The 13,012-nt window shown below is 45.8% G+C and carries 13 protein-coding genes; 4 read left to right on the top strand and 9 right to left on the bottom strand.

All coding sequences use genetic code 11. The annotated features are described in order from the left end of the window. Window positions 1-358 precede the first annotated feature (358 nt). Complete coding sequence (locus tag LU351_RS10330; RefSeq protein ID WP_232593996.1) at window positions 359-934, top strand: hypothetical protein; 576 nt, start codon at window positions 359-361, stop codon at window positions 932-934. 188 nt (window positions 935-1,122) lie between these two features. Here the strand turns inward: LU351_RS10330 and leuB are convergent, their stop codons facing one another. The 3 genes from leuB to leuC all read right to left on the bottom strand — a co-directional run bounded on the left by leuB (window position 1,123) and on the right by leuC (window position 4,573). Continuing rightward, window positions 1,123-2,223: a 3-isopropylmalate dehydrogenase gene (leuB, locus tag LU351_RS10325; RefSeq protein WP_232593995.1), complete on the bottom strand. Its 1,101-nt coding sequence runs from the start codon at window positions 2,221-2,223 to the stop codon at window positions 1,123-1,125. 106 nt (window positions 2,224-2,329) lie between these two features. Beyond that, window positions 2,330-2,983 (bottom strand): 3-isopropylmalate dehydratase small subunit, encoded by a 654-nt coding sequence (leuD, locus tag LU351_RS10320; RefSeq protein ID WP_232593994.1) that lies wholly within the window; start codon window positions 2,981-2,983, stop codon window positions 2,330-2,332. A gap of 150 nt (window positions 2,984-3,133) precedes the next feature. Continuing rightward, a complete protein-coding gene (leuC, locus tag LU351_RS10315; protein ID WP_232593993.1) occupies window positions 3,134-4,573 on the bottom strand; it encodes a 3-isopropylmalate dehydratase large subunit in 1,440 nt (479 codons plus the stop codon). 422 nt (window positions 4,574-4,995) lie between these two features. Between leuC and LU351_RS10310 the strand changes: the two genes are divergently transcribed. The 3 genes from LU351_RS10310 (at window position 4,996) to LU351_RS10300 (ending at window position 7,052) form a co-directional block, all read left to right on the top strand. Beyond that, window positions 4,996-5,898: a LysR family transcriptional regulator gene (locus tag LU351_RS10310; RefSeq protein WP_232593992.1), complete on the top strand. Its 903-nt coding sequence runs from the start codon at window positions 4,996-4,998 to the stop codon at window positions 5,896-5,898. A gap of 196 nt (window positions 5,899-6,094) precedes the next feature. Further along, complete coding sequence (locus LU351_RS21040) at window positions 6,095-6,289, top strand: pentapeptide repeat-containing protein (protein WP_416053950.1); 195 nt, start codon at window positions 6,095-6,097, stop codon at window positions 6,287-6,289. A gap of 10 nt (window positions 6,290-6,299) precedes the next feature. Then, entirely contained in the window at window positions 6,300-7,052 is a 753-nt protein-coding gene (locus tag LU351_RS10300; protein WP_232593990.1) for a TIGR04219 family outer membrane beta-barrel protein, read from the top strand. 126 nt (window positions 7,053-7,178) lie between these two features. Here the strand turns inward: LU351_RS10300 and LU351_RS10295 are convergent, their stop codons facing one another. The 6 genes from LU351_RS10295 to LU351_RS10270 form a co-directional block, all read right to left on the bottom strand. After that, the gene (locus tag LU351_RS10295) at window positions 7,179-8,267 is read right to left on the bottom strand and encodes a pentapeptide repeat-containing protein (RefSeq protein ID WP_232593989.1); all 1,089 of its coding nucleotides are present in this window, start codon (window positions 8,265-8,267) and stop codon (window positions 7,179-7,181) included. A gap of 41 nt (window positions 8,268-8,308) precedes the next feature. Beyond that, complete coding sequence (locus LU351_RS10290) at window positions 8,309-8,641, bottom strand: hypothetical protein (RefSeq protein WP_232593988.1); 333 nt, start codon at window positions 8,639-8,641, stop codon at window positions 8,309-8,311. Window positions 8,642-8,839: 198 nt separating this feature from the next. After that, window positions 8,840-9,283, bottom strand: a complete 444-nt coding sequence (locus LU351_RS10285; protein ID WP_232593987.1) for a phasin family protein — start codon at window positions 9,281-9,283, stop codon at window positions 8,840-8,842. 154 nt (window positions 9,284-9,437) lie between these two features. Next, on the bottom strand, window positions 9,438-10,067 hold the full coding sequence (phaR, locus tag LU351_RS10280; protein WP_232593986.1) for a polyhydroxyalkanoate synthesis repressor PhaR: 630 nt from the start codon (window positions 10,065-10,067) through the stop codon (window positions 9,438-9,440). 17 nt (window positions 10,068-10,084) lie between these two features. Further along, window positions 10,085-12,064 carry a class I poly(R)-hydroxyalkanoic acid synthase gene (phaC, locus tag LU351_RS10275; protein WP_232593985.1) on the bottom strand — a complete coding sequence of 660 codons (1,980 nt, stop codon included), beginning with the start codon at window positions 12,062-12,064 and terminating at the stop codon, window positions 10,085-10,087. Window positions 12,065-12,141: 77 nt separating this feature from the next. Further along, window positions 12,142-12,960, bottom strand: a complete 819-nt coding sequence (locus LU351_RS10270) for a 3-hydroxybutyrate dehydrogenase (protein WP_232593984.1) — start codon at window positions 12,958-12,960, stop codon at window positions 12,142-12,144. Window positions 12,961-13,012: the final 52 nt, after the last annotated feature.

The raw sequence follows: 13,012 nt of genomic DNA, 5'->3' as shown, positions 1-13,012 counted from the left end.
GTTCTTTTTATTTGCGCTCTTCTCGCACAAACACTACCTATTTAACGAAGGTAGTCTATCGTTATTAGACGTTGGACTATGCGGGTAACAGTGCGACGGATCAACAAAAACAATAATCAACAAAACAATAATCAACAAAAATCATAAAAGGGAAAACCACACTACTTCACCGAGATATTGAATAAACCAACAATTGAATAAATCTAATAATAGGTTGACTCCGTGAGGCTGACAAAAACACTCTGATAGACCGGCAATAATTTAAACGCCATATTTTTCGTTACCCAGTCGCCTGCGTGTTAAACAACAATGCCAATCATCACGACTCTAGATTACATTTTAATAAGAGAGCCCTCTCATGAACGCATCTTCAAGCCCTTACACACTAAACCCCGCTCTTGAAGCATCTCTGACACAACTCACCGAGACGGGTATGGAATCTTTCAATCGCGCCCAACAATTCCTAACGTCTTACGTGTTACCCACTTTACCTACCCAAAATATCAACGACCTCAGTGAGGATATGATCAATTTTTATCGCAATCTCAACTGGGAATCGTTTAGCCATAATTTACTGGACCCGGACCATTACACCCAAGCCGCCCAGCAATGGCTAGCATTGCAACAGGAGCTAATGGAAAAGTGCATAAAGCCTGAAAACAACTTGCTGCACGAGATGGCCGAAGCTCAGCTAGAAGGCATGAAAGAGTGCGCAGACAACCCCATAGGGTGGCCAACCATTGCTTCGAAAACCATGATGACGTTCAACCATGGTTTGATGGCCACTGCGGCACAACAAGCAAAAATGATCAGCGAATGCCAATTGACTTATTTAAAGTGGTGTAAAGACATGGTGACCGGATTTGGCCCCACCAGTAAAACCCCAAAAAACAAAGAAAAACGACGCGCCAATGGAAACGTACAAACCCATTAACGCCAACTCATGATTTTTTGTGTTAGCCAATGGATACTTAATCAAACCTTCACCAACAACTGATCTTCACAACACCCTCTACTTCTTAGAGTGTTGTGAAGTAGAAGGTGTTGTGAAGTTAGAATGTTGTGAAGTCGCCACACTCGGGGAGCTCCGTTATCGGAACGACGCAGGTAGGCCGCTCAACATTACTGCGCCTTCAATGCACTGACAACGGCATCGCCCATCTCTGAGCAAGAGACTTTTTTATGGCCTTGCGCTTCGCTGTCTTCTGACCAAATATCGCCGGTGCGAAAACCACGATCCAATACAGCACTGACTGCCGACTCCAAGCGCTCCGCTGCCGTGGGTGCCGCCAATGAGTATCGCAACATCATTGCGGCCGACATAATCGTCGCCAAGGGGTTGGCGATGTTTTTGCCGGCAATATCCGGCGCTGAACCGTGTATGGGCTCGTAAAATCCAGTACTTTTTTCATTTAACGATGCTGAAGGCAACATACCAATGGAGCCGGTAATCATAGAGGCCTCATCAGAGAGAATATCGCCAAATAGATTACCCGTTACAATCACATCGAATTGTTTTGGATTCACCACCAACTGCATCGCCGCGTTATCAACATACAAGTGGGTCAAGGTTACCTCTGGGTAGTCTTTTGCCACCGCTTCCATCATTTCTCGCCACAAGACCGTCACTTCAAGCACATTGGCTTTGTCTACCGAGCACACTCGCTTGTTACGTTTCATAGCCGCCTCAAAGGCCACTTTGGCAATGCGACGCACCTCAGACTCAGAATACACATCCGTATTAAAACCTTGACGCTCACCATTTTCGAGAGTGCGAATGCCACGAGGCTGACCGAAATAAATCCCGCCGGTTAATTCACGAATAATCAACAAATCAAGCCCCGCCACCTTCTCTGGCTTTAACGGTGAGGACGATACCAGCTGAGGAAACGCGATGGCCGGTCGGAAATTCGCAAACAAATCCAAGTCTGCGCGAATATCTAACAGGCCCTGCTCAGGACGCAAATGACGCTCAGTGGCACCGTCCCACTTAGGGCCACCACAAGCACCAAACAGAATGGCATCGGCAGCACGGGCTTTTTGCTGGGTCACCTCTGGATAAGGGTGACCATATTGATCGTAAGCACGACCACCCAACATGGCTTCTGAAAACGTCATATTTAACGATTCTTGTTGATTGAGCACATCCAATGCGTTTCGGGCCTGACCGATGATTTCTTGCCCAATACCATCCCCTTCAATGACTAATACATTGCTGCTCATGATTCATTCTCTGTTTTGTGTTTTCTGATGATTGTGTTTACTGATGGTTGTGTTTACTGATGATCGTGTTTTCTGATAATTGTATTTTTAGTGACCGTACTTCTTTTTACTTAGATGCCGTCGCCCCAAACAACCAAGGGCGCTGCGCTTTCACCCTTTCTTCATATTCGCGAATTGCGTCTGCCTCTTGCAGTGTCAAACCAATATCGTCCAATCCATTCAACAAACAATGTTTACGAAATTCATCCACTTCAAAGGTATACACCTGGCCAGCAGGTGTGGTGACCGTCTGGGCCGCCAAATCAATATTCAGTGTAAAACCTTCGTTGTCGTAGAGCGCTTGAAACAAACTGTCCAGCGCACTTGAGGGCAACTCAATGGGCAACAAGCCATTCTTGAAACAATTATTGTAAAAAATATCCGCAAAACTGGGGGCAATCACACATCGAAATCCGTAATCGTCCAGTGCCCAAGGGGCGTGCTCACGACTAGAACCACAACCAAAATTCTCACGCGCGAGTAGAATTTGCGCATTCTGGTAGCGCGGAAAATTCAATGGAAATTCTGGGTTGATGGGACGCCCACTGCAATCTTGGTCTGGCTGCCCTTCGTCTAAGTAACGTAATTCATCAAATAGATTTTTACCAAACCCTGAGCGCTTGATGGATTTTAAAAAGTTTTTGGGAATGATCATGTCAGTATCGACATTCGCACGATCCATGGGCGCGACAATTCCGCTTAGCTGCGTAAACGCTTTCATAATAGACTCTCCTAACACTCGTCATTGTGTCGACGGCGCAGTTTCATTCATGACCTCAGATTCATGATCTAAGTTTCATGATCTAAGTTTCATGATCTAAGTTTCATGATCTAAGGTTCATGGCCTAAGGTTCTTGACCCATTAACGACGCTATTTCAACCACTGGCGTACATCGACAAAATGACCAGCGATGGCCGCTGCCGCCGCCATTGCCGGGCTGACCAAATGGGTTCTACCACCGTACCCCTGCCGCCCTTCAAAATTGCGGTTAGAGGTGGATGCGCAATGCTCGCCATTGCCTAATTTGTCGGCATTCATGGCCAAACACATGGAGCATCCCGGCTCACGCCACTCAAAACCGGCCTCTACCAACACTTTGTCTAGCCCTTCTGCTTCGGCCTGAGCTTTCACAATACCCGACCCCGGCACTACCATGGCTTCCTTAATCGAATCCGCCACCTTTCTACCACGAGCCACCTCAGCAGCAGCGCGAATGTCCTCGATCCGAGAATTAGTACACGAGCCAATGAAAACACGATCTAAATGAATATCGGTGATCTTCTGACCCGCACTGAGCCCCATGTAGGCCAATGCCCGAGCCATACCCGATCTTTTCGTGGTATCCGCTTCGCCTTCTGGGTTGGGAACCGTATCACCAACCGGCACCACCATTTCTGGAGACGTTCCCCAACTGACTTGAGGCTCAATCTCGTCCCCACTCAGCGTAACCACCTGATCAAACTCAGCGCCCTCATCCGTCACTAAGGTTTTCCAGTACGCCACCGCCTCATCCCATTGGGCTTCATTTGGCGCGAAGGTTCTACCTTTCACATAATCAATGGTGATGTCGTCTACCGCGACCATACCCGCCCGAGCACCGGCCTCTATCGCCATGTTGCATACCGTCATGCGACCTTCCATGGACATATCGCGGAACACCTGACCACCAAATTCAATGGCATACCCCGTTCCACCCGCCGTCCCAATTTTGGCAATAATGGCCAATACCACATCTTTTGGCGTGACACCCACACCGAGCTTGCCGTCCACTCTCACGAGCATGTTTTTCATTTTTTTCGCGACCAGACATTGGGTCGCCAATACGTGCTCTACCTCCGACGTGCCAATGCCGTGAGCCAATGCGCCTAAAGCACCATTGGTGGCAGTATGAGAATCACCACAAACAATGGTCATACCGGGTAAACAAGCGCCACTTTCCGGGCCAATAACATGCACAATCCCCTGTCGTTGATCATTAATTTTGAATTCCAAAATACCGAATTCATCACAGTTATCATCCAAGGTTTGCACCTGTATACGGGACACCGGATCTTCAATACCCGCAACACCCGATGCCCTTTCGGTGACAGAAGTTGGCACATTGTGATCTGGAGTGGCAACGATGCTGTCGACTCGCCAAGGAGTACGACCCGCCAAACGCAGCCCTTCAAAGGCCTGCGGTGAAGTCACCTCGTGAACGATATGCCGATCAATGTAGATCAGCGCTGAACCATCCTCTCTGGCTTTTACCAAGTGGGCTTCCCACAACTTGTCGTACAATGTTTTAGAGATACCGTCTTTACTTGCCATAAATGACCTCTGGCCGGTGCTATCCGGCGCAAATACCCACCTCGAATCCCGAATTTTGGGTTCTGAATACAAAGGCAGCGCATGCTAATCACGAAATTAGGCACATATCTTGCCTAATCAATTTATTAAGTATTAGGTTTGGCTAATATTGTTTTTTCATATTAGGTTTTCACGATTAAGAAAACCCACAGCCATCGCCTCATCTCATGATTTCCCCACAAGATGACCTTGATAACGAAAAGTCAATAAGCGGGCCAATCAATATGGTGAAATACCCTACTACGACATCGATATAAACGATGACACTGTTTGCCAACAGAATGGGTTTTAACAATAAATATTCTAGATGCAGACACTTTATAAAACAAATTCATCTTTTTCATGTATTGAATAACCAACCGGAATGGTATTGAATGTGCCCTATGGATACACAACACCTTAAAGCGTTTGTCAGAGTTGCTGATTTAGGATCTTTCTCTGCCGCCGCAGACACCCTACACCTTACGCAACCGGCTGTGAGTAAGCGTATTGCTGCACTGGAACAACAACTCCAGTGCTCTTTGTTTGACCGCATTAGCCGAGTGGTCACACTAACCGAAGCGGGTCGGGCCCTGCTGCCCTATGCGCGCGATATTTTGCGTAATGTCTACGACGCCGAGAGAATGATTATTGAACTTTCTGGCGAAGTGCGTGGATCTTTAAAACTGTCAACCAGTCACCACATCGGGTTGCATCGACTTCCTAAAGTATTAAAGCGTTTCTGCCACAGCTACCCAGAGGTTGCTTTGGACTTAGCCTTTCAAGACTCCGAAAAAGCCAATGAAAGAGTGTTACACGGTGAAACGGAACTGGCCGTCATTACTTTGCCTCCCGAGCCCCACCCCAAGCTTGTGACCCAAGCCCTTTGGCGCGATCCGCTGTATTTTGTCGCCGCTCATAACCACCCATTATCTCAAATGCCTGAGCTAACACTCAAAGCACTCAGCGACTACGAGGCAATCCTGCCCGAAACCTCCACCTACACCACATCTTTGGTGAAAAGTATTTTCGAAAAACAAGGATTAAACTTACAATTAACTATGGCAACCAACTTTATGGAAACCATAAAGATGATGGTCGGTATAGGATTAGGATGGAGCTTGCTACCAGAATCTCTGGTAGATGCAGACGAGCATACGGTACTGAATATCAATGCTCCCGTAGAAAGAATATTGGGGAGCGTTTATCACAAAGAACGCAGCCTCAGCAATGCCAGCCAAGCCTTTCTGGAACTGCTCAAGCAGTACGCCGACTCGACACCTATTGTTCACAGCAACCAGGGCTGAGTTGGTCTACCCTAATCTGAAAAGCACAACAAAAAGATGAGGACAGAACCTCAAAACCAAGGGTAAAAATTCAGTCAAGATATAAAATAAATACGTCATAAATACCAAAACTAAGCGCCAAAGCATCATTAAACCGTTTGCATTAACGTTTTCATCATCGAGCCAAGCCCGTGCATCTCTCTTAGTCGATATAGATTTGGTCGATATAGATTTGGTCGATATAGATTTGGTCGATATAGATTTGGTCGATATAGATTTGGTCGATATAGATTTGGTCGATACAGATTTGGTCGATACAGATTTGGTCGATACAGATTTGGTCGATACAGATTTGGTCGATACAGATTGCTGCAGAGCTTCTTTCGGCATGGCTCGATCCCATTCACGATAGGAATTTCACCATGAAATCATCAACGTTATCTTTTGCGCTGGCAGGGGCATTATGCTCGCTGTCTTGGGTCAGCCAAGCAGACACCATTCTGGGTATCTACGCCGGAGTGGGTGCCTGGAATTCCGATTACAGCGGTAACACTGGTGTCCAAAGCATCGAAGTAGAAGATCTCGGATTAGACGACGAAACCAATAATTTTTTCTACGTGGCCCTGGAGCACCCGGTTCCCCTCCTTCCCAATGTTCGGCTTCAATACACCGACCTCACCATTGACGCTGACACCGTGCTCACTCAAACCTTCCAGTTGGATGATGTCACCTTTTCAGTGGATGAAAATGTCGCCACCAGCCTCGATTTCACCCATGCCGACGCCACGTTGTACTACGAAATCTTAGACAACTGGGTATCGCTGGACGTGGGCGTCACCTTCCGCGCTTTCACAGGAGAAGCCGAAGTCACAGGTGACACCGCCGGCACCGAAACCATTGATTTGGATGCGGTCATTCCGATGGCTTACGGCAAAGCGCAATTTGACCTCCCTTTCAGCGGCTTTTACGTTGGGGCGGACGCCAATCTGATCTCCTACAGTGGTCACAGCCTGAATGATTTTACGGCAAAAATTGGTTATGCCTATGAAAGTGTATTGGATGCCGGGGTGGAAATTGGCTACCGCCGGATGGCACTGGAGCTGGATGATCTGGACGACTTAAATGCAGATCTCACAATGGACGGTCCTTACGCTGCCTTCACCTTACATTTCTAATTCACGCTGAGTGTTCTTTTTAAAGAGCGATATTTAGGGAACTATGTTTAGTTTAGGGAACTATGCTTAGGAAACTATAAAGCCCCTATGAACCGAAGCGCTTCGAGCCGACAATTCCAAAAAGAGTTATCGGCTCGTTAATTTTTTCCATACTCCGCTAAACATCACATGGCCAGAACTGGACTCAGAGGCCATCTCATCCGGTGCCACCGGATCCCAATGCTCTCGCTCAACACCGTGCCAAGAACACCCAGTTTCCACCAGTCCATGTACCAATGCACCTTTAACAACAGCACGATTAAATTCAGAATTGATGATTTTGCCATAAATCAAGCACGCTCGAGTCAAGACGGAGTCCAGTGCAGACACCGTTTGCATGTCCACCGACTTAAGCCATGATTCCGTAAGATTGGCCCGATCCAACGAACTGTCTTGAACCGTCGCGCCATGAAAATTACTGTGCACCATGGACGCATCTGAAAAATTACAGTGTTTAATTTTGCTTTGTATAAACAAAGCTCGTGACAAGGAAGCTTTTGAAAAATCGCAACGTTCAAACTGACACTGACTGAAATTAGAATCATCCAACAAACTGCTGACGAAAGAGCAATTCTCAAACTGACTTTCACTACAGGTGCAATGAATAAACTGAAGTTGGTCAAACTGTTGATTGGCAAATTGGCTTTCCATCAGCATAACGCGATTAAAGTTACAATCTTTCACTGTGCAATGCCGAAAATCACCATTCATCCACGTTACATCGTAAAAATCCACTTCCTGTAAAGCCAAATTATGCGTATCCACATCCACAATCGTGGTGCGTTTTACATTCGATTGACAAAATAAAGCATCGGAGAGATCAGACTCACTGAACGTTATCCTATCCATAAAAGCCCGATAAAAGCGCACACCCACTAACTGAGAATTACAAAAAGACACGCCTACCAACTTCCCGGAAAACGTGGCGTTTTTGAGCTCACATTCAAAAAAACTGATGTCTTCCTTTTCACAATGAGAGAAATCACAGTCATTCAAATAGCACTGAGAAAACTTCGTACGACTCAACTCAGCATTATTAAAACACGCGCCTGAAAAATTGCAGTTAAGAAAAATTCCCCCTAACAGAGACACACCAGAGAAGTCCACCTCGGAGTAATTTTCTCCCATTAAAGGTGTACCCTGCTCTATAGCGGCCTTCACATGCTTAAGGTCCATATTTACATCCCTTCCTCTTAGGTTGCCTCATTCTCCTATCCTTATTCTCCTATCCTTTCGCTAGTGTAGAAGACCATATTTTTCACAAGAGAATATTTTGCGACAGGGAGAGGAATTTTAATGAAAAAATAATCGGCCCAGAAACCAATATCGATACATTTAAAATCTAAAAGGTCTGATGAAAAGAGACAAAAAGACGAAGAAAGCGCTTTTGGATAAATAAACAATTTAATCCAGATTGAAAGGCTATCGATAAAAAAGCCCAGCAGAGCCGGGCTAGGTACTACAAGCGCTACAACAAGCTGATGGATAAGTCCAAAAACTCTCAGTGAACCCAAAACACTGAAAGTGTTCGCTAGCGAACGCTGGGGCACCGAGAATACCAATATTGAAAACCAAAGGCATTGAACAGACCAAAGACGTAAAGCCCAAAGAAGTGCTCTCGGTACAAAACGAATAGACCTACAGAAATACGAAAATCTATAGTAATAAGAAAATCAACACAGTTGCCGCTTAACCTCCTTGTTTTAACACATTCCTCAATACAGCTATCAAACAACGATCAACCGAAATCAGTCAGCCTTAGCAGGTTCAGCGGCTTTTGCCGTTGCTGCTTTGGTTGTCTTGGCTTTGGTTGCGGTTGTTTTAGCAGATTTTGCAGGCGCTGAGGTTTGCGGCATAGCTGCCGCTTCAAACTTTTTTATTTCTGAAAAAGCTCCATTCAAGATTTCGCCTACTTTTTCAGAAGTGTCAGTCATTAAGCTGTAGCTGTCTTTGGCTGCGCTCATTACTTTTTCTTGAATATTTTCAGCATAACTCTTTTGAGTTTCGTAAATGCCTGCCAAATCTTTTTGAGCCGCCAAGTCTTTAGCGTAAGTGATGCCATCATTCATCATACCAGTGAACAATGTGGTGTTCTTTTCAGTCAGTTTTTCCATCGCTTCTGCATTGATGGTCATCATTTCACTCAGAGGCTTATAAGCGCTTTGAGCTTGTTCTACAATCTTGTCAAACATGTGTTATCTCCTAGTTGATATCCTTCCGGATCGTTATGCTGCATTGCACAATTTGTATAATACAGATAATAGAAACAACTAGATTAGTGGTCAAACCCTTTTTGCTGCATAGCAGCAAAATAATATACAGGTTTTTTATAACAAGATACTGCTCTTATTCTTTCGAGTTTTTATCTGAATTGGAAGGCGATGCAGAAGAGCCAATGTTGCGCCAGAAGTCCATGTTTTTTTCAAACATTTGGCCAAACATGCCCATCGGTGAGGAGTCGATGATGTTTTGCATGACACTTTGCATCGCATCTTGCTGGTCTAAGAAATTAGCCATGCTCTGCTCTAAGTACATGCGCAGGAACACTTGCATATCGGAATCGTAAAATCGAATTAACTGTTTCAGCAACTGATTGGTTAGCACCGATTGGTTTTCATTGGTTTCTTGCTCAGAAATAATTTGCAGCAGAATGCTTTTGGTGAGGTCTTCTTCTGTTTTGGAATCGATAATCTGGAATTCTTGGTGTTTCATCACCATGGTTTTAATGGCTTCCAAATTGACATATTGGCTTTGGGAGGTGTCATAGAGGCGTCGATTCGGATATTTTTTAATAATAATCACACTGTTTCTCGCGTTCATGTCCTGTAAGTGTTCCGATGGAACCAGTATAGCGAGATTCCTATCGTCAGCCAAAGATTCGCGCCACTTATCGTGGTTAGCCTCCAGCCCAATCTCAGTTGCGATTCCATGAGAGAAAAACCCGGCAAAAATGCACGCCGGGTTTCGTCTGCTCATACATTACTGGTCATACATTACTGGGTTTTTTCTGGCTCTTGCGTGCGCTTACGTCGTGTCCGCTTAGCCTTAGGTTTTACCGAACCACTGTCTGACTGGGATGACGAAGGGGCTGCAGCATTATCATCAGGGTTATCGCCCACATTGGCTTTATGCATCGCCTGGGCCTGAGCAATCACCTCTTCTGGGGCTTTTTCCAAGCGCACCTTTACATAACGCCCAGGGGCAGCCTCAATGGGTGGAAACTCGTCACTGCCTAATTGCGCGTTGGCCGATTGTTTCTCCCCCGAACGCGATGCCAACCACTGGTCCCAATCCTTCCACCAAGAGCCCGACACTTCTGTCGCTGACTCTAACCAATGCTCTGCACTCTCTGGTAAAGATTCATTCACCCAATGATCGTATTTGCCGCCGTCAGCCGGATTCACCACACCGGCCACATGACCAGAACCAGCCAAGACAAAACGAACATTACGGTTAGGCGTTGTCGTCATTTGACCAATCAATTTGGCACTCTCATAAGCTTGCTGCCATAGCACAATATGATCGCTCACGGTGGCCAATGCATAGGTGGGGACATCCAAACGCTGCAAATGAATAGACTCCCCATCCAAATGCAATGCGCCTGGTTCACGCAGGCGATTTTCCATGTACATATTGCGCAAATAATACAGAAAAGCATCGGTAGGGATATTCGTGGAATCACTGTTCCAATACAAAATATCAAATGGAGTCGGATCTTTACCCTTCAAATAATTATCAATAAAGAACGACCAAAAGAGGTTGTTCTCACGCAATAAACTAAAACTGAAGGCCAAAATACGACCATCAAAGTAACCATTGGCTTTGGCACTTTGCTCAATCATCGGGTAGGACTGTTCTGAAATATAATTACCAACTTCACCGGGTTCTGAAAAATCAAACAGCGTGGTTAAAAAGGTCGCTGAATTTATGCGTTTATCATTGCGTTTTTGCAATACGGAGGCGGCAATTCCCACCACCGTCCCACCAATACAATATCCCGCCACATTGATAGAAGGCGCATCGGCAATCTTTTCAATCACATCCAATGCCGTCACAACCCCTTCTGAAATGTAATGATCGAATTTTTTCTCCGCATGGTCTTCGGTAGGGTTGACCCAAGACATTAAAAAGACTTGATAGCCCTGCCCCACCAACCAACGAATAAGGGATTTTTTTTCGTCTAAATCAAGAATGTAGTATTTATTAATAAACGGCGGCACCACCAACAACGGTGTGGCATACACCTCTTTAGTGGTTGGGGCATATTGAATTAATTGAAATAAATCATTTTCGAACACGACTTCCCCAGGGGTCGTCGCTAAATGCTCTCCCAATTTAAATGCATTGATATCAACCTGCCCGATTTTAAACGCCTCCAGTGGGCTGTTCTCCAAATCGCGCATAAAATTATCAATGCCCTTCGCGAGACACTCCCCTTCCGATTCTAAAATGTCTCGACACACTTCTGGGTTGGTCAATAAATAATTGGTCGGAGAGAGCGAGTTAATGTATTGCCGCGTGAAAAATTTTACTTGTTCAGCGGTTTTATGATCTTCAAACTCCAGTATGTCCACAAAATTATTGAGAAAACTCGCATTTAATAAATAGGCTTGTTTAAAGTAGCTGAACATGGGATTGCTGTCCCACTGCTCATCTTTAAAACGACGGTCGCCGCGCTCCGGAGAAACCACAACCTCAGGATTATTACCACTGATAAACGCTTCTGCCGTGTGTTGCCACAAATGAATTTGCTGCTCAAGAAATTTCATTTGCTCCTGCATTAAACGGCTAGGGTCCACTTTCACACTGCGCGATAAAATCTTCATGACCTTATCGGTATTCATTAACGGATTGATTTCCGCCCTTGCACCACCTGACATCATTCGCTTCATCACTTCTTGGGCCATCGCATTAAACAACCCACGGTATTTATCCAAGTACTGCATGACTTGGGCTTGCTCACCTCTTTCCATCCAACACTCCTAATTACCCACACGAAAAGTCTAAACTTGCTACACAATACGTTTATTGATGGCGCCCACCTCTGATCTCAGCGCGCCGTCCAGCCACCATCAAGCACTATGGTTTGTGCGGTCATATTTCGGGCCGCCGGTGACAAAAAGAAATCAATGGAGCCACACAATTCCTCCAACGCAATAAACGATTTTTTGGCCATGGGTGCCAACATAATATCGTTGATGACCGCGTCTTCTGAAATACCGTTCTCTCGCGCTTGATCGGCGATTTGTTTTTCCACGAGCGGCGTTTTCACATACGCCGGGCAAAGGGTATTAATCGTGATGTCGTGCTCACCCAACTCCAAGGCAACGGTTTTGGCAAAACCAATCAAACCGTGTTTGGCTGCCACATAAGCACTTTTATAGGGGGATGCCACCAAGGCGTGAATGGAACCAATATTAATGATGCGCCCATAATTGCGGGCTTTCATGCCCGGTAGCACAGCCCGGGTTAACATGGCAGGCCCGGTTAACAACACATCAATTAACAACTTCCAGCGGTCGGCGGGAAAGTCTTCCAGCTTTGAGACATGCTGAATGCCAGCGTTATTAATGAGGACATCAATGTGGGGGAATTGCTCACAGACGGCATCAATATTGTCTTGTGAGGTCACATTCAGGACAAACGCCTCGGCGGAACCGCCCTGGCTTCGAATGTGCTCAACAGCACTCAATGCCGCATCTTCATTCATATCCGACACAATCACACGGTGGCCGGATGCCGCCAAACTCTCGCTGATAGACAAACCTATGCCACTGGCCGCCCCGGTTACCAATACTGTGCTGTTTTGACTTTTTGATTCAGAATCTGAATCAGATACCGCAGTCGATGAGCCCTTTTGTAAGGTCATTCGTCACTCCTCAGTGATGACAGTGGAATCATTACAGAGAAGCGTGACTGAA

Source organism: Marinibactrum halimedae, from assembly GCF_021234875.1.
Lineage (GTDB): Bacteria > Pseudomonadota > Gammaproteobacteria > Pseudomonadales > Cellvibrionaceae > Marinibactrum > Marinibactrum halimedae.
The sequence above is the reverse complement of the archived record's forward strand: the minus strand, read 5'-3'. Positions and strand labels throughout refer to the sequence as shown.